Here is a 16656-nt window from a genome sequence, read left to right as displayed (position 1 = left end):
CCCGCAAATCTAGCTCGTACGGAAGGGCTCCCCGGCCGGGACGGCACCGGCCCGCACCAGCAGGTCGGCCAGCCGGTCGGTGACCGCCTCGGGGTGCTCCAGCATCACCAGATGACCCGCGTCCGGGACGATGACCAGCTCCGCGTCGGGCAGGAGGCTTGCAATGGCCTCGGTGTGCGAGCTGGGCGTGACCAGGTCGTTGTCCCCGGCGAGCGCCAGCACCGGCAGCTCGCTGAAGGCGGCGAGGGCGGCGGCCTTGTCGTGCTCGGCGAAGGCCGGGTAGAAGGCGGCGACCACGTCGATCGGGGTCGACTCGATCATCCGCTCCGCGAAGCGGGCGACCGCCGGGTCCACGTCCTTCGAGGCGAACGAGTACTTCTTGATCAGCCCGGCGAAGAGGTCGGCGGTCGCCCGCCGCCCGCGCTCGACCAGCTCCGCCTGGGAGCCGAGCGCCCGCAGGACGCCCGGCAGGACCCGCCGGACGGCGTTGACGCCGGCGGGCGGAAGCCCGTACGACACCTCTCCCAGCTTCCCCGCCGAGGTGCCGACGAGGGCGATGCCGACGACCCGGTCGCGGATCAGCTCCGGGTACTGCTCGGCCAGCGCCATCACCGTCATGCCGCCCATGGAGTGTCCGACGAGGACGAGCGGGCCCTCGGGCGCGGCGACGTCGAGGACGGCCTTGAGGTCGCGCCCGAGCCGGTCGATGGAGACGGGCGCTCTCTCGGGCCCGTCCTGGGGGCCGCTGTGGCCGGAGCGGCCGTGGCTGCGCTGGTCCCAGTGGACGGTACGGACGAGCCCGCGCAGGGCGGCCCGCTGGAAGTGCCAGGAGTCCTGGTTGAGGCAGTAGCCGTGGCTGAAGACGACGGTGACGGGAGCGGGTTCCTTCCGCCCGAAGAGCCGCCGGCGGCGACCGGCGGAGGCGGGGTCCGACTCGGCCTCGCCCACCTCGTCGACCTCGTAGTAGAGGACGGTCCCGTCGTCGGCGAGGGCCCGGCCGGGGGTGCCGCGCAGACCGCCGTACGGCCCGGTGGCGTCCAGGGCGAGCCGTGCCTTCTGCCGTACGGAACGGCCGACGGTGAGCCGCTCGACGGCGACACCCGCGGCCGCTCCGGCGGCGAGGACGCCTATCGCGGCGCCTGCGAACCCGGCACGCCGCCAGCTGCTGCCACTCGACTCCGCCATCGCGGGTTACTCCCCCAGGTAGACCCGCGGGACGCGCGCCCCGATCCGGGTGACGATCTCGTACGCGATGGTGTCGGCGGCCACCGCCCAGTCCTCGGCCGTCGGCTCACCCCGGTCGCCGGGGCCGAAGAGCACGGCCTCGGTGCCGGGCTCGGGGGTGTCCCCGCCGAGGTCGACCACGAACTGGTCCATGGCGACGCGCCCGGCGACCGTGCGGACGCGGTCGCCGACGAGGACAGGACCGCGCCCGGAGGCGTGCCGGGGAACGCCGTCCGCGTACCCCAGCGGGACGAGGCCCAGGGTGGTCTCGCCCTCGGTGACGTAGTGGTGGCCGTAGCTCACCCCGTGCCCGGCGGGCACGTGCTTGACGAGCGCGACGCTCGCCTTGAGCGACATGACGGGCCGCAGGCCGAGTTCGGCGGAGGTGCCGAGTTCGGGACTCGGCGACACGCCGTACATCGCGATGCCGGGCCGGACCAGGTCGAAGTGGGCCTCGGGCAGGGTGAGGGTGGCCGGCGAGTTGGCGATGTGCCGGACCTCGGGCCGGACACCCGCCTGCTCGGCGTGGTCCAGCATCGAACGGAAGACGGCGAGCTGGGCCGCGATGGAGGGGTGGTGCGGCTCGTCGGCGCAGGCGAGGTGCGACCAGAGGCCGGTGACCTTGACGAACCCGTCGGCCTCCGCCTTCAGGGCGGCCCCGACCAGCTCGGGCCAGTCGGCGGGCTGGCAGCCGTTGCGCCCGAGCCCGGTGTCGGCCTTGAGCTGGATCCTGGCGGTCCGCCCGACCGCCCGCGCGGCCCGGACGACCTCGTCCAGGGCCCACATCCCGCTCACGGACATGTCGAGACCGGCCTCGATGCCCTGGTCCCAGGGGTCTCCGGGGGTCCACAGCCAGCACAGGACGGGCACGTCCGTGATCCCGGCGGCGCGCAGGGCGAGCGCCTCGTGCGGGGTGGCCGTGCCGAGCCAGTCCGCGCCCGCGTCCAGCGCGGCGCGGGCACAGCGCAGGGCGCCGTGTCCGTACGCGTCGGCCTTGACCACGGCCATGATCCGGACGTGGGGGGCGACACGGGCGCGCAGCGTGCGGACGTTCGCACGCAGCGCGCCGAGGTCGATCTCGGCGCGGGCCCTCGGGGGCGGAGGTGTCTCAGTCATCGCGCCCAGTCTCTCAGGTGTCAGCTGCCGGGCCGCTTCCCCCAGATGTAGACCCGGTCACCCTTACGGAGGACGTCCCAGAGTTTCCGGGCGTTGCCGTGGCCGAGATTGACGCAGCCACGGCTGCCGGTGGGGGTGGCGAGCTGCCCGTAGACGGCGTGGAAGGCCTGGCCACCGCTGAAGAACTGGGCGTACGGCATGGGGGTGTCGTAGATGGACGACCAGTGGTCCTTGTGCCGCCAGTAGACGGTGTGCCAGCCGGTGCGGGTGGCGTATCCAGGGCGCCCGCTACGGATGTTGACCACGGGGTACGTCACCTTCGTCCCCTTCCGCACCCACATGAGCTGACGGTCGAGGTCGACGCAGGCGACGGCGTACGTCTTCACGGGGCAGCGCCGGCCCGGGTCGAGGTTCTTCCGGGCGGCGAGCAGCTCGGCACGGGCCCAGGTGACGGGCCCGGCGTACCCGACGGCCGGCTTGATCTTCTCCTTCACCTGGAAGGCGCGGATCGCCCGGCAGTCGGCGACGGACTGCTTCCCGTCGACCCGCAGTCCGAGCAGCCGCTCGACCTGCCGCTGATGGGTCCCCGTCCGGGCGGTGCAGGCGGTTCCGGTTCCGACGGCGCTGCGGGGCAGGTACTCGACCAGCTCGTCGACCTCCTTCCCCGGCTCGGGGACGGGCACGTCCTCCTCCGTCCGCAAGGGCGGCAGCACCTGGTCGGGCGTGTCCATCGGGTACTCGGCCCGGCCGCCCCCGACGACCCCGGGCACGAGCGGGTCGGGGTCGCCGACGGGCGGGGCGGCGAGGGCGACGGGCCCCAGGGCGAGCGAGGCGGCGAGGGCGAACAGGAACGGCGCGGTACGGCTTCTCCCACTGATCACCCCACCCACACAAGCCGCACCGCGCCCCGGGAGCGCGCGGGAACCCACGGCTGGGTCAACGGTTTTCGCCCGAGTGGGGGTCGGGACGCTCGTACGGCCTGAACGGGCGCCGCCGCCCTTTCGGCTAGGCGCCGCCCCCGGTCACGTCCCGCCACGCCCCCCGCAGGGAGTCCGCCACGTCCGTGGCCGTCACCGGCGCACCGCCCTCGGACGCCCGCCGCGCGGCGAGCCCGTGGAGGTAGGCCGCGCAGGAGGCCGCGTCCAGGGCCGGGAGGCCGGCCGCCAGGAGGGAGCCCGCGAGTCCGGAGAGGACGTCGCCGCTGCCGGCCGTGGCCAGCCAGGACGTCCCGGTCGGGTTGACCCGTACGGGCCCGCCGTCCGGCCCGCACACCACCGTCGTCGAGCCCTTCAGGAGGACCGTCGCCCCGAAGCGGCCCGCCAGTTCGCGCACCGCCGCGAGCCGCCCGGCCTCGACCTCCTCCCGCGCGACGCCGAGCAGCGCCGCCGCCTCGCCGGCGTGCGGAGTGAGCAGGGTCGGAGCCGTACGGGACCGGACGGCGTCCGGCGCGAGGCCCCGCAGGCCGTCCGCGTCGACGAGTACGGGGACGCCGGAGGCGAGGACGTCCGTGACGGAGACGGCGGCGCCGGGCCCCTCCCCGAGACCGGGTCCGACGACCCAGGCCTGGACCCGTCCGGCCTTGGCGGCGGGCCCCGGGTGCACCAGGGTCTCGGGGTGCGCGGCGATCACGGCGTCGCCGGCGTGGCCCACGTACCGCACCGCCCCCGCGCCACCGCGCAGCGCGCCGGCCACGGCGAGCACGGCGGCACCCGGGTAGCGGACGGAGCCCGCCAGGACACCGACGACGCCCCGCCGGTACTTGTCGCTCTCGGCGCCCGGCAGGGGCAGCAGCCGCGCCAGGTCGTCGTGCTGGAGGGCCTCCAGGTCCGGCACTCCCGGGAGCACCGCGCCGAGGCCGATGTCGACGAGCCGCAGGGCTCCCGCGTACTCCCGCGCGGGGTCGACGAGGAGCCCCGGTTTGTACGCCCCGAAGGTGATGGTCGCGTCGGCCGGCAGCGCCTCCCCGTGGACCTCGCCGGTGTCGGCGTCGACGCCGCTCGGCAGGTCGACGGCGACGACGACGGCGTCGGAGCCGCGCGCGGCCCGGGCGACGGGCACGGCGTCGGGCCGGAGACCGCCGCGTCCGCCGATGCCGGTGATGCCGTCGAGGACGAGGTCGGCGCCGGCGAGCGGGGCGAACGGGTCGTCGGCGATCCGGCCTCCGGCGGCCGTGAGCGCCGCGAGCCCGCCCTCGTGGGCGCGGGCGCCGAGCAGCACGGCCGTGACCCCGGCCCCCCGGCGGGCGAGCCGGGCCCCGGCGTACAGGGCGTCGCCGCCGTTGTCGCCGCTGCCGACGAGGAGGACGACCCTGGCCCCGTACACCCGCCCCTTCCCGAGCAGCGAGCAGCAGGCGGCGGCGAGTCCGGCGGCGGCGCGCTGCATGAGGGCGCCGTGCGGGAGGCGGCCCATCAGCTCGGCCTCGGCGGCCCGTACGGTCTCGACGCGGTAAGCGGTACGCATACGGGCAGTCTGCCGCACCACCCCCCACGGCGCGGCGCCCGCCGTGCGGACCGGTGCCTCACCCCTCCGCGATCACCACCGCCGACGCCACCCCCGCGTCATGGCTCAGCGACACGTGCCAGTGCTTCACGCCCAGCTCCGCCGCTCGCGCCGCCACCGTCCCCCGCACCCGCAGGCGCGGCTGGCCGGTGCCCTCGACGTACACCTCGGCGTCCGTCCAGTGCAGCCCGCCCGGCGCGCCGAGCGCCTTCGCGAGCGCCTCCTTGGCGGCGAACCGCACGGCGAGCGAGGCGGGCCCGCGTCGCTCGCCGCTCGGCAGGAGCACCTCGCGCTCGACGAAGAGGCGTTGGAGCAGCCCCGGTGTCCGCTCGATCGACGCGGCGAAGCGGTCGATCTCCGCCACGTCGATCCCCACCCCAATGATCATTTCCCACTCACTCCACGGTCACGGATTTGGCCAGGTTCCGCGGCTGGTCGACCTCGTTGCCCCGCGCGGTGGCGAGCTCGCAGGCGAAGACCTGGAGCGGCACCGTGGAGACCAGCGGCTGGAGCAGCGTAGGCGTGGCGGGGATGCGGACGAGGTGGTCGGCGTACGGGACGACGGCCTCGTCGCCCTCCTCCGCGATGACGATGGTCAGCGCCCCCCGGGCCCGGATCTCCTGGATATTGGAGACGATCTTGCCGTGGAGGACGGACCGCCCGCGCGGCGAGGGCACCACGACGACGACCGGCAGGCCCTCCTCGACGAGCGCGATCGGCCCGTGCTTGAGCTCGCCGGCCGCGAAGCCCTCGGCGTGCATGTACGCCAGCTCCTTCAGCTTCAGCGCCCCCTCCAGGGCCACCGGATAGCCGACGTGGCGCCCCAGGAACAGCACGGTGTCCTTGTCGGCCAGCGACCTGGCGAGAGCCCGTACCGGTTCCATCGTCTCCAGCACCCGCTCGACCTCGTCGCCGATCCGGGCGAGCTCGCGGACGACGGCGTGGATCTCGTCGCCCCACTTGGTGCCGCGCACCTGCCCGAGGTAGAGGGCGAGCAGGTAGCAGGCGACGAGCTGCGTCAGGAAGGCCTTGGTCGAGGCGACCGCGACCTCGGGCCCGGCGTGCGTGTACAGCACGGCGTCGGACTCCCGCGGGATGGTCGAGCCGTTCGTGTTGCAGACGGCGAGGACCTTCGCGCCCTGCTCCCGGGCGTGCCGGAGCGCCATGAGGGTGTCCATGGTCTCGCCGGACTGGGAGATGGCGATGACCAGGGTGCGCTGGTTGAGGATGGGGTCGCGGTAGCGGAACTCGCTGGCGAGCTCGACCTCGCACGGGATCCGGGTCCAGTGCTCGATGGCGTACTTGGCGATGAGCCCGGCGTGGAAGGCCGTGCCGCACGCGATGATGACGACCTTGTCGGCCTCGCGGAGCACGGCGTCGGGGATGCGCACCTCGTCGAGGGTGAGCCGGCCGGCCCCGTCGATCCGCCCGAGGAGGGTGTCGGCGACCGCCTTGGGCTGCTCGGCGATCTCCTTGAGCATGAAGGAGGCGTAGCCGCCCTTCTCCGCGGCGGAGGCGTCCCAGTCGACGTGGTAGGCCCGGACGTCGGCGGCCACCCCGTCGAAGTCGGTGACGGTGACCCCGTCCCTGGTCAGCTCGACGACCTGGTCCTGGCCGAGCTCGATCGCGGAGCGGGTGTGCGCGATGAACGCGGACACGTCGGATGCGAGGAAGTTCTCGCCCTCGCCGACGCCGACGACGAGCGGCGAGTTCCGGCGGGCGCCGACGACGACGTCCGGCTGGTCGGCGTGCACGGCGACCAGGGTGAACGCCCCGTCGAGCCGGCGGCATACGAGCCGCATGGCCTCCGCGAGGTCCCCGGCGGAGGAGAACTCCTCGGCGAGGAGGTGGGCCACGACCTCGGTGTCGGTCTCGGAGAGCAGCGTGTGGCCGCGCTCGGCGAGCTCGTCCCGCAGGGCGGCGAAGTTCTCGATGATGCCGTTGTGGACGACGGCGACCCGGCCGGCGTTGTCCAGGTGGGGGTGCGCGTTGGCGTCCGTGGGGCCGCCGTGGGTGGCCCAGCGGGTGTGCCCGATGCCGACGGAGCCGCCGGCCAGCGGCCGTTCGACGAGTTCCTTCTCCAGATTGACGAGCTTGCCCGCCTTCTTGGCCGCGGCGATCCCCCCGTCGGAGAGCACCGCGACACCGGCCGAGTCGTAGCCCCGGTATTCGAGCCGCTTGAGGCCCGCGACCACCACATCAAGCGCCGACTGCCCGCCGACGTATCCCACGATTCCGCACATGGGGGCAGCCTAGGGCGGATGACGCCCGGAGGGCCGGAGTCGGCGGGGTTCGGCGGGCGCGCGTCGGAGCACCCGCCGCCCGGCCCGCGCCCCGCGCCGGAGCACCCGCCGCCCCGGCCCGTACCTGCCGTCAGCCGAGCTTCATGTCCTGCGCCTCGATGATCGCCGTCGGCAGCGACGTGACCGGACCGGCGAAGCTGAGGGTGGAGAAGGAGGCCAGCGTGCCGCCCTTGCGGAAGGCGACCAGCTTGGTGACGAACGGGTCGCCGTCCACGTCGGTGGTCACCGTCCAGGCGAGCGCCTCGTCACCGGCGGACACGGGCTCCGGCGCCACCCTCATGATCTTCGTCTTCTCGCCGCCGCCGATCAACGTGAAGCCACCCGCGCACTCGGTGCCGGCCTTCTTCAACGAGGCGAACGCCTCCTGGGCGCCCCGCCCGTCGTACGAGCCGAGGGTCACGCCCGTCACCGGCGCGCCCAGCGCCCCGAGCACGTCCTTGGGCGACGCCGACGCACCGTCGGTCTTCGGCACCTCGATGGCCCTGCGCTGCGCGGACACGGCAGGGTTCCCGGTGGCGACGTACGACATGGCGTCCGCGAACGGCTTGCATGCGGGCTTGTCCGCGGAGACCGCGGAGGGCGGGACGACGTCCGCGCCCGTCGGCTTCTTCACCTGGTAGCCCGGCAGGTCGGCCTGCTCGACGATCAGCTTCTCCAGCTCCGCGGCGGACAGCGCCTCGGCGGGGGGCGCGCTGCTCGTGGCGGAGGCGCTGGGCGCGGTCTCCTCGGCCTTGCCCTGGTCGTCGCTCTTCCCGCCGCCGCCGCAAGCGGTGACGAGCAGCGCGAGGGAGACGGCGGTGGTGGCGACGGCGGTGCTTCTGATGGACCTACGCATCGGTGACAGCTCTCTGTTCTCATCGTGCCGCCTCGCGACGGCTCCCCCCGCGTAAGAAAAGGAGCCCACGCGGCATCAGCATGATCACCCTAGGACAGGGGTCGGACAACGGCTTTTGCGGCGTGACCGACCCCACGGCCCACGGAGGCCGCCGACCCCCGACAATGGCGGGGTGATCACTTCGCCGCCACGAAGCCCCGACGGAGACCCCGGCAACGGCGCCGGGCCCGCCGCGGGCGCCGGACACGGGGCCCCCCGGAACGGGACCGGGCACCGCCGGCCGTCCGAGGCGACCCCCTACGTCGACCTCACCCGGGCCGAGTGGAGCGCCCTGCGCGACAAGACGCCGCTCCCGCTGACCGCCGACGAGGTCGAGCGGCTCCGCGGCCTCGGGGACGTCATCGACCTCGACGAGGTGCGGGACATCTACCTCCCGCTCTCCCGACTGCTCAACCTGTACGTCCAGGCCACCAGCGGCCTCCGCGGCGCGCTGAACACCTTCCTCGGCGAGAACGCCGAGCAGCGCGGCACCCCCTTCGTCATAGGGGTCGCCGGTTCGGTGGCCGTCGGCAAGTCGACGGTCTCACGGCTCCTGCAGGCGCTGCTCGCCCGCTGGCCGGAGCACCCGCGCGTGGAGCTGGTGACCACGGACGCCTTCCTCTACCCGATGGAGGAGCTGAAGGCCCGCGGCCTGATGTCCCGCAAGGGCTTCCCCGAGTCGTACGACCGCCGGGCGCTGACCCGCTTCGTCGCGGACATCAAGGCGGGCAGGCAGGAGGTCACGGCCCCGGTCTACTCGCACCTGATCTACGACCGGGTGCCCGGCGAGCGGCTCGTCGTCCGCCGCCCGGACATCCTCATCGTGGAGGGGCTGAACGTCCTCCAGCCGGCCCTGCCCGGCAAGGACGGCCGCACCCGCGTCGGTCTCGCCGACTACTTCGACTTCTCGGTGTACGTGGACGCCCGGCCGGAGGACATCGAGCGCTGGTACCTGAACCGCTTCCGGAAGCTGCGCGACACCGCGTTCCAGAACCCGTCCTCGTACTTCCAGCGCTACACGCAGGTCTCCGAGGAGGAGGCCCTCGACTACGCCCGCACGATGTGGCGGACCATCAACAAGGTGAACCTCCTGGAGAACGTGGCCCCGACCCGCGGCCGGGCGACCCTCGTCGTCCGCAAGGGCTCCGACCACAAGGTGCAGCGACTGAGCCTGCGGAAGCTCTGACCTCCGTACGCTCTCCCCATGCTGCATCTCCGGTTGATCGTCCCGCCCGACCGCACCTCCACCGCGGTCCAGCTGATCGAGTCGACGGTCGGCACCACCCATCTGGTGGTGCTGCCCGGCGCGGCCCGCGACCCCTCGGGCGACCTGGTGCTGTGCGACGTGGCCCGCGAGGCGGGGGACGAACTGCTGCGCGAGCTGCGCGGGCTGAGGATCGACCAGGACGGCTCGATCGCCGTCGAGAACATCGACCTCTCCCTCTCCACCCGCGCGGACGCGGCCGAGGAGGAGGCTCCGGGCGAGCCCGCCGACGCGGTGATCTGGGAGCAGCTCGCGGGGGCGACGCACGAGGAGTCGACGCTCTCGATCACGTACAGCGCGTTCATGATCCTGGCGACGATGATCGCGGCCTGCGGTGTCGTCCTGGACAACGCGATCCTGATCGTGGGCGCCATGGCGGTCGGCCCGGAGTTCGGCCCGCTGGCCGGTGTCTGTACGGCGATCGTGCGGCGTGCCCCGAGGCTGGCGGCGCGCTCGCTGATCGCGCTGCTCGTCGGCTTCGCGGCGGCGATCGCGGCGACGACGGTGTTCAGCCTGGGGATGGACGCGCTCGACCTGTTCAGCCGGACGCAGCTGGACGCGGGCCGGCCCAACACCAGCTTCATCTGGCAGCCGGACCCGTTCTCGTTCGTGGTGGCGCTGCTCGCGGGCGTGGCCGGAATGCTCTCCCTGACCTCCGCCAAGTCCGGGGCGCTGGTGGGCGTGGCCATCTCGGTGACGACGGTCCCGGCGGGCGCGAACGCGGCGGTGGCCCTCAGCTACGGCGAGGTGGGCCAGATGTGGGGCTCGGTCCAGCAGCTGCTGCTCAACCTCGGCGGCATCATGCTGGCCGGGGTGCTCACCCTGTACGCGCAGAAGCTGCTGTGGCGCACCCAGCGCGGCCGCTGGCGCCGCGAGCCGAAGACCTGAGGAGCCGGAGAAGGCCCCCGGAGACGGAGAAGGCCCCATGCAGACGGTGAGGGCCGCATGGAGACGGCAAGGGCCCCCGCCAGAACGGCGGGGGCCCTCACCTCTGCATGACGGTGCCTCAGAAAGGCTAGCCCAGCGCGGACTTCACGACGTCCGCCAGGCGCTGCGCGACCGCGCGCGCCTGCTCGATGTCGGCGGCCTCGACCATGACGCGGACCAGCGGCTCGGTGCCGGAGGAGCGCAGCAGGACGCGGCCGGTGGAGCCGAGCTCGCGCTCGGCCTCGGTGACGGCCGCGGCGAGCTCGCCGGAGGTGGTGACCCGGGACTTGTCGACGTCCTTGACGTTGATGAGGATCTGCGGCAGCCGCTCCATGACGCCGGCGAGGTCCGCGAGTGACTTGCCGGTGGCGGCGACCCGGGCGGCCAGCATCAGACCGGTGAGGGTGCCGTCACCGGTGGTGGCGTGGTCGAGCACGATGACGTGACCCGACTGCTCGCCGCCGAGCGCGAAGCCGTGCTCCTTCATGGCCTCCAGGACGTAGCGGTCGCCGACCGCGGTCTGGACGAGGTTGAGGCCCTCGCGCTCCATGGCGAGCTTGAAGCCCAGGTTGGACATGACGGTCGCGACGACGGTGTCGCCGCGCAGGGTGCCTGCCTCGCGCATGGCGAGGGCGAGCACGGCGAGGATCTGGTCGCCGTCGACCTCGTTGCCGGCGGCGTCGACCGCGAGGCAGCGGTCGGCGTCACCGTCGTGGGCGATGCCCAGGTCGGCCCCGTGCTCGACGACGGCGGCGCGGAGCGGTCCCAGGTGGGTGGAGCCGCAGCCGTCGTTGATGTTGAGGCCGTCCGGCTCGGCGCCGATGGTGACGACCTCGGCCCCGGCGCGCGCGAAGGCCTCGGGCGAGACGCGGGCGGCGGCGCCGTGGGCCTCGTCGAGGACGATCTTGAGGCCGTCGAGCCGGTTGGGGAGGACGGCGATGAGGTGGGCCACGTACGTGTCGAAGCCCTCGTTGTAGTCGCGGACACGGCCGACGCCGGCACCGGTCGGGCGCTGCCAGGGCGCGCCGGTGCGGTGCTCCTCGTACACGGCCTCGATCCTGTCCTCCAGCTCGTCGGCGAGCTTGTGGCCGCCGCGGGCGAAGAACTTGATGCCGTTGTCGGGCATGGCGTTGTGGCTGGCGGAGAGCATCACGCCGAGGTCGGCGCCGAGGACGCCGGTGAGGTGGGCGACGGCCGGGGTGGGCAGGACGCCCACGCGCAGCACGTCGACGCCGGCGCTGGCGAGACCGGCCACGACGGCCGCTTCGAGGAACTCTCCGGAGGCGCGGGGGTCACGCCCGACCACCGCGGTCGGCCGGTGGCCCTCGAAGGTGCCCGCCTCGGCGAGCACGTGCGCCGCCGCGACCGAGAGACCGAGCGCGAGCTCCGCCGTCAGGTCTGCGTTGGCCACACCGCGCACGCCGTCCGTGCCGAAGAGTCGTCCCACAGCTGTCCTCCGAGAAATACGTGCCCAAGCATGAATAGAGAAAGAGGTTATGAAAAAACGTACGCCCCGACGGCACGGGCAGTGCCGCCGGGGCGTACGAAAGCAGACCGAGCAGGCGATTAACGCTTGCTGTACTGCGGAGCCTTACGGGCCTTCTTGAGACCGGCCTTCTTCCGCTCGACCGCGCGGTCGTCACGGGAGAGGAAGCCGGCCTTCTTCAGCGCCGGGCGGTTGTTCTCGACGTCCGCCTCGTTCAGCGCACGGGCCACGCCGAGGCGCAGGGCACCGGCCTGGCCGGAGACACCGCCACCCGCGATGCGGGCGATGACGTCGTAGCGGTTGTCGAGCTCGAGCACCTTGAAGGGCTCGTTGACTTCCTGCTGGTGCACCTTGTTGGGGAAGTAGTCCTCAAGGGTGCGACCGTTGATCTTCCACTTGCCGGTGCCCGGGACGATCCGGACGCGGGCGATGGCGTTCTTGCGACGGCCCAGGCCGGCGGCCGGCTGCGGGTCGCCGAAGCGGGACGCGAGCGACTCGGAGGTGTACTCACCCTCGACGAGCTCGGTCTCGGTGGTGTATTCCTCAACGCCCTCGAACTCGTCGACGGGGGTCTCGGGGGTGGTCTCGGCCACGATTCTCCTCAGATTTCTTTCGTTCTTAGGGGGTGTGGCCGGAACTACTGCGCGACCTGGGTGATCTCGAACGGAACAGGCTGCTGGGCAGCGTGCGGGTGGTTCGGGCCCGCGTAGACCTTCAGCTTCGAGAGCATCTGACGGCCCAGGGTGTTCTTGGGGATCATGCCCTTGATGGCCTTCTCGACAGCCTTCTCGGGGTTCTTCTCGAGCAGCTCGTCGTAACGGACGGAGCGCAGACCACCCGGGAAGCCGGAGTGGCGGTAGGCCATCTTCTGGGTCTTCTTGTTGCCGGACAGGTGCACCTTGTCGGCATTGACGATGATGACGAAGTCGCCCATGTCCATGTGGGGGGCGTAGATCGGCTTGTGCTTGCCTCGCAGGAGGTTCGCAGCCGTGGTCGCCAGACGGCCCAGGACGATGTCCTGCGCGTCGATGATGTGCCACTGGCGAGTGACATCGCCGGGCTTGGGGCTGTACGTACGCACTTCGTAGCCTTCGCTTCTTCAGTGGATGGAGTCCAGACACACCTGAAGCGATCATGCAGCTGGGGCCTGCACTGCCGGGAACACCGCCCGTATGCGAGCCACTGGTAACTGCTCCAGGGAACCTGCGTAAGGGCCCTTCGCGTGAGAACGACGAAGCCGATACGCATAACAAACCGCAACAGTACCCGCGCCGCCCCCGGCGGGTCAAAACGCCGTGAGACGCCTGGTCACGCGCCCGCTCGACCCGTCGCTCGGCCGATCCCCCGCGCCGCCCTCGCACGGCCCGGCCGCGGGGGGCCGCTCCGGCTTCGCCCGGCTGCGCCGGACTCCGTCCGCCGGTCGTGGCCGGCGTCACCGCGCCCGCTCGACCCGCCGCTCGTCCCACACCGGCTCGCTGGTCTCCCGTACGACCCCGTCCGACCCGAAGACCAGGAACCGGTCGAACGACTTCGCGAACCACCGGTCGTGCGTGACGGCCAGCACCGTTCCGTCGTACGACTCGAGCCCCTCCTGCAGCGCCTCCGCGGACTCCAGGTCCAGGTTGTCCGTCGGCTCGTCGAGGAGCAGCGCCGTCGTCCCCGCCAGCTCGAGGAGCAGGATCTGGAACCGCGCCTGCTGCCCGCCCGACAGCTTGTCGAACGGCTGGTCCCCCTGCCGCTCCAGCTCGTACCGCCGCAGCACCGACATCGCCCCGCCCCGGTCCTTGGCGTGCTCGGTCCACAGGATGTCGACGAGCGGCCGCCCGGCCAGCTCCGGGTGCGCGTGGGTCTGCGCGAAGTGCCCCGGCACGACCCGCGCGCCCAGCTTCCACGCACCCGTGTGGGCGACGGACGGGTCCCCCGCGAGCAGGCGCAGGAAGTGCGACTTCCCGGACCCGTTCGAGCCGAGGACGGCGACCCGCTCCCCGTAGAAGATCTCCAGCGAGAACGGCTTCATCAGCCCGGTCAGCTCGAGGTTCTCGCAGGTCACGGCCCGCACTCCGGTCCGCCCTCCGCGCAGCCGCATCCGGATGTCCTGCTCGCGCGGCGGCTCCGGCGGCGGCCCCGCCTCCTCGAACTTCTTCAGCCGGGTCTGCGCGGCGGCGTACCGGGAGGCCATCTCGTGGCTGACCGCGGCCGCCTGCCGCAGGTTGACCACCAGCTTCTTCAGCTGCGCGTGCTTCTCGTCCCAGCGCCGCTTCAGCTCCTCGAAGCGGGCGAACCGCTCCCGCCGCGCCTCGTGGAAGGTGTCGAAGCCGCCGCCGTGCACCCAGACGTCGGAGCCGGCCGGGCCGGGCTCGACCGCGATGATCTTCTGGGCGCCCCGGGAGAGCAGCTCCCGGTCGTGGGAGATGAAGAGCACGGTCTTGCGGGTCTCCCGCAGCCGCTCCTCCAGCCACCGCTTGCCGGGCACGTCGAGGTAGTTGTCCGGCTCGTCGAGGAGCAGCACCTCGTCGGGGCCGCGCAGCAGCGACTCCAGGACCAGTCGCTTCTGCTCGCCGCCGGAGAGCGTCCGGACCTCGCGGAACTGCGCCTTCTCGTACGGGACGCCCAGCGCGGCCATCGTGCAGATGTCCCAGAGGGTCTCCGCCTCGTACCCCTGCACCTCGGCCCAGTCGCTGAGGGCCTGCGCGTACTTCATCTGCGCGGCCTCGTCGTCGACCGTCATGATCAGGTGCTCGGCCTCGTCGACCGCCTTCGCGGCCTCCCGGATCCGGGGCTGGGCCACCGATACCAGCAGGTCGCGGACGGTGGACTCGTCCCGTACGGAGCCGACGAACTGCGGCATCACGCCGAGGCCGCCGCTGACGGTGACCGTGCCGCCGTGCGGCTGGAGCTCCCCGGCGATCATCCGGAGCAGCGTGGTCTTGCCGGCGCCGTTGGCCCCGACGAGGGCGACGACGGCGCCCTCCCCCACCCGGAAGGAGGCGTCCCCGAGCAGGACCCTCCCGTCCGGAAGGTAGTACTCCAGATGCGCGGCCTCGACATGTCCCATGGGATGCATTGTCGCCGCCCGCGTCGGCCCGGCCCAACCGGTTTAGGATGCGCGGCATGAGCTTTGGGGGACCGCAGTGGCCGCAGGAGCCGCAGCAGGGCGGGCAGCAGGGGCAGCAGGGGTACGGACAGCAGCCCGGGTACGGACAGCAGCAGGCGCAGGGGCAGCAGCACGGCTACGGGTACCCGCAGCCGCAGCTGCCGGCGCCGCCCGACCCGTTCCCGGGCGCGCAGGGCGGCGGTGACACGCCCGACTGGGGCGCCCTGGCCGAGGCCTCGGCCTCGCGGGGCCGCCGCAAGCGGCTGCTGCTGATCGCCGGCGGGGCCCTGGCGACGGTGGCCGTGGGAGCGATCGTCGCGACCGCCGTCGTGAGCACCAACAAGAAGAACGACGAGGCCAAGAACAGCCCGGTCCCCACCGGCACGGTCTCCCCCACCGGCACGCCGACGCCCGAGCCGACCTTCTCGTCGGTGGCGCCGCCGCCCCCGCCGAACCCGAAGGACTACATCTCGGACCCGAAGAAGGACAAGGCGCCGCTCAGCGCCGAGGGCCTCTTCCCGGGCAAGAAGCTGAGCATGAACGGCCGCGCGTACAAGAAGGGCGCGACCTCCGCCACCGTCAACTGCGCGGCCGTCACCCAGGGCGGCCTCGGCCCGGTCCTGAAGCGCAACGGCTGCCAACGCGTGCTCCGCGCCACCTACGTGCGGGACGGCGTGGCGATCACCGTCGGCGTGGCCGTCTTCCCTTCCGAGGCGGCGGCCCAGAAGGCGAAGGACCAGGCCACCGGCGGCATCGCGCCCCTGACGGGCGCGGGCGTGGGTGATTTCTGCCACGCGACGGTCTGCCTGCGCCGCTCGAACGCGATCGGCCGGTACGCGTACTTCACCCAGGGCGGCTTCACCAGCGGCAGGAAGGTCACCACGGCCGACAAGCCCGTCTTCCAGGCCAGCGACGACCTCGGCACCTTCGCCTTCAACCAGATCTACGCCCGGGGCCGTGCCCAGGCGTCAGCAGCAGCCGCCGCCTCCGGGGAGTGACCGCTTGTTGCGGGCCTCCTTGCTGCGGGCGGCGAGCAGCGCGTCCTCCGGGTAGCCGACCTCTTCGAGGGTGAGGCCGTGCGGCCGCACGACGTGGACGGCCGAGTCCCGGACGCCGGCGGCGAGCACCTTGCCGGGCCAGTCGACCGGCCGGTGGCCGTCGCCGACGAAGAGCAGGGCGCCGACGAGCGAGCGGACCATGTTGTGGCAGAAGGCGTCCGCCTTCACGGTCGCCTCGAGGATCCCGTCCTCGCGCCGTTCCCAGCGCAGCACCTGGAGGGTGCGGATGGTGGTGGCCCCCTCGCGCTTCTTGCAGTACGCGGCGAAGTCGTGCTCGCCGACGAGCGCGGTGGCGGCCTCGTTCATGGCGTCCATGTCGAGGGCCCAGTCGTGCCAGAGCACGTGCCCGCGCAGCAGCGGGTCGACGCCGCCGGGGTTGTCGGTGACGCGGTAGGCGTAGCGGCGCCAGACGGCGGAGAACCGCGCGTTGAAGCCCGCGGGGGCCTCTTCCACGCGCCACACCCGCACATCGTGGGAGAGCCGCCCGGCGAGCCGCCGGAGCAGCTTGTCCCGGTGCTCGGCCCACAGCTCCACGGGCAGGTCGACATGGGCGACCTGGCCGCGCGCGTGCACCCCGGCGTCGGTCCGGCCGGCGACGGTCAGCTCGTACGTCTCCTTGGACCGGGTCACGGTCCGCAGGGCGTCCTCGATCTCTCCCTGTACGGTCCGCTGCCCCTGGGCCTGCTTGGCCCACCCGGAGAAGTCCTTGCCGTCGTACGAAAGGTCCAGCCGAACCCGTACGAAACCGTCCTGCACGTCATCGCTCACGCGGAGATCCTCTCAAACACACGTGAGCGGGCCCGCACCCCAG

The 16656-nt window shown here is 72.8% G+C and carries 15 protein-coding genes; 3 read left to right on the top strand and 12 right to left on the bottom strand.

The window, feature by feature from the left end:
* Positions 1–9 precede the first annotated feature (9 nt).
* The 7 genes from ACZ51I_RS23965 to ACZ51I_RS23935 form a co-directional block, all read right to left on the bottom strand.
* Positions 10–1185 (bottom strand): alpha/beta fold hydrolase, encoded by a 1176-nt coding sequence (locus ACZ51I_RS23965; RefSeq protein WP_468879252.1) that lies wholly within the window; start codon positions 1183–1185, stop codon positions 10–12.
* A gap of 6 nt (positions 1186–1191) precedes the next feature.
* On the bottom strand, positions 1192–2340 hold the full coding sequence (alr, locus tag ACZ51I_RS23960; RefSeq protein ID WP_468879249.1) for an alanine racemase: 1149 nt from the start codon (positions 2338–2340) through the stop codon (positions 1192–1194).
* A gap of 20 nt (positions 2341–2360) precedes the next feature.
* Positions 2361–3221, bottom strand: coding sequence for a L,D-transpeptidase (locus ACZ51I_RS23955; RefSeq protein WP_468879247.1), 861 nt, complete (start codon positions 3219–3221; stop codon positions 2361–2363).
* A 124-nt stretch (positions 3222–3345) separates the two neighbouring features.
* Positions 3346–4800, bottom strand: a complete 1455-nt coding sequence (locus tag ACZ51I_RS23950; protein WP_468879244.1) for an NAD(P)H-hydrate dehydratase — start codon at positions 4798–4800, stop codon at positions 3346–3348.
* A gap of 58 nt (positions 4801–4858) precedes the next feature.
* Entirely contained in the window at positions 4859–5227 is a 369-nt protein-coding gene (locus ACZ51I_RS23945; protein WP_468879243.1) for a holo-ACP synthase, read from the bottom strand.
* A 7-nt stretch (positions 5228–5234) separates the two neighbouring features.
* Positions 5235–7082 (bottom strand): glutamine--fructose-6-phosphate transaminase (isomerizing), encoded by a 1848-nt coding sequence (gene glmS, locus ACZ51I_RS23940; protein ID WP_468879240.1) that lies wholly within the window; start codon positions 7080–7082, stop codon positions 5235–5237.
* Positions 7083–7212: 130 nt separating this feature from the next.
* Positions 7213–7977, bottom strand: a complete 765-nt coding sequence (locus ACZ51I_RS23935; RefSeq protein WP_468879238.1) for a hypothetical protein — start codon at positions 7975–7977, stop codon at positions 7213–7215.
* Between the two features lie 172 nt (positions 7978–8149).
* On the opposite strand from ACZ51I_RS23935, the gene coaA reads away from it, so the two are divergent.
* On the top strand, positions 8150–9202 hold the full coding sequence (coaA, locus tag ACZ51I_RS23930) for a type I pantothenate kinase (protein ID WP_468879236.1): 1053 nt from the start codon (positions 8150–8152) through the stop codon (positions 9200–9202).
* An 18-nt stretch (positions 9203–9220) separates the two neighbouring features.
* The gene (locus ACZ51I_RS23925) at positions 9221–10168 is read left to right on the top strand and encodes a DUF389 domain-containing protein (RefSeq protein WP_468879234.1); all 948 of its coding nucleotides are present in this window, start codon (positions 9221–9223) and stop codon (positions 10166–10168) included.
* A gap of 127 nt (positions 10169–10295) precedes the next feature.
* On the opposite strand, the gene glmM is transcribed toward ACZ51I_RS23925, so the two are convergent.
* From glmM to ACZ51I_RS23905, 4 genes are all read right to left on the bottom strand, one after another.
* The gene (gene glmM / locus ACZ51I_RS23920) at positions 10296–11654 is read right to left on the bottom strand and encodes a phosphoglucosamine mutase (protein ID WP_468879233.1); all 1359 of its coding nucleotides are present in this window, start codon (positions 11652–11654) and stop codon (positions 10296–10298) included.
* A gap of 119 nt (positions 11655–11773) precedes the next feature.
* Positions 11774–12286, bottom strand: a complete 513-nt coding sequence (rpsI, locus tag ACZ51I_RS23915; protein WP_015035601.1) for a 30S ribosomal protein S9 — start codon at positions 12284–12286, stop codon at positions 11774–11776.
* 44 nt (positions 12287–12330) lie between these two features.
* The gene (gene rplM / locus ACZ51I_RS23910) at positions 12331–12774 is read right to left on the bottom strand and encodes a 50S ribosomal protein L13 (protein ID WP_468879231.1); all 444 of its coding nucleotides are present in this window, start codon (positions 12772–12774) and stop codon (positions 12331–12333) included.
* A gap of 351 nt (positions 12775–13125) precedes the next feature.
* Positions 13126–14748 carry an ABC-F family ATP-binding cassette domain-containing protein gene (locus ACZ51I_RS23905; RefSeq protein WP_468879228.1) on the bottom strand — a complete coding sequence of 541 codons (1623 nt, stop codon included), beginning with the start codon at positions 14746–14748 and terminating at the stop codon, positions 13126–13128.
* Positions 14749–14804: 56 nt separating this feature from the next.
* Here ACZ51I_RS23905 and ACZ51I_RS23900 point away from each other — a divergent pair, with 56 nt between their 5' ends.
* Positions 14805–15785 carry a hypothetical protein gene (locus ACZ51I_RS23900; RefSeq protein WP_468879226.1) on the top strand — a complete coding sequence of 327 codons (981 nt, stop codon included), beginning with the start codon at positions 14805–14807 and terminating at the stop codon, positions 15783–15785.
* Here ACZ51I_RS23900 and truA read toward each other — a convergent pair.
* Entirely contained in the window at positions 15756–16613 is an 858-nt protein-coding gene (truA, locus tag ACZ51I_RS23895; protein WP_468879224.1) for a tRNA pseudouridine(38-40) synthase TruA, read from the bottom strand. The two genes, ACZ51I_RS23900 and truA, sit on opposite strands and share 30 nt — an antisense overlap.
* Positions 16614–16656: the final 43 nt, after the last annotated feature.

The sequence above is a fragment of the Streptomyces sp. NPDC034084 genome (genome assembly GCF_055575535.1).
Note: the sequence above shows the minus strand (reverse complement) of the source record. Positions and strands in the feature narration are given on the sequence as shown.

Bases quoted from the DNA above. Each gene is read 5' to 3' on its own strand.
- ACZ51I_RS23950 (WP_468879244.1), bottom strand. From the start codon at position 4,800: ATGCGTACCGCTTACCGCGTCGAGACCGTACGGGCCGCCGAGGCCGAG.
- ACZ51I_RS23965 (WP_468879252.1), bottom strand. From the start codon at position 1,185: ATGGCGGAGTCGAGTGGCAGCAGCTGGCGGCGTGCCGGGTTCGCAGGC.
- glmS (WP_468879240.1), bottom strand. From the start codon at position 7,082: ATGTGCGGAATCGTGGGATACGTCGGCGGGCAGTCGGCGCTTGATGTG.
- ACZ51I_RS23935 (WP_468879238.1), bottom strand. From the start codon at position 7,977: ATGCGTAGGTCCATCAGAAGCACCGCCGTCGCCACCACCGCCGTCTCC.
- ACZ51I_RS23905 (WP_468879228.1), bottom strand. From the start codon at position 14,748: ATGGGACATGTCGAGGCCGCGCATCTGGAGTACTACCTTCCGGACGGG.
- ACZ51I_RS23945 (WP_468879243.1), bottom strand. From the start codon at position 5,227: ATGATCATTGGGGTGGGGATCGACGTGGCGGAGATCGACCGCTTCGCC.
- alr (WP_468879249.1), bottom strand. From the start codon at position 2,340: ATGACTGAGACACCTCCGCCCCCGAGGGCCCGCGCCGAGATCGACCTC.
- ACZ51I_RS23925 (WP_468879234.1), top strand. From the start codon at position 9,221: ATGCTGCATCTCCGGTTGATCGTCCCGCCCGACCGCACCTCCACCGCG.
- ACZ51I_RS23900 (WP_468879226.1), top strand. From the start codon at position 14,805: ATGAGCTTTGGGGGACCGCAGTGGCCGCAGGAGCCGCAGCAGGGCGGG.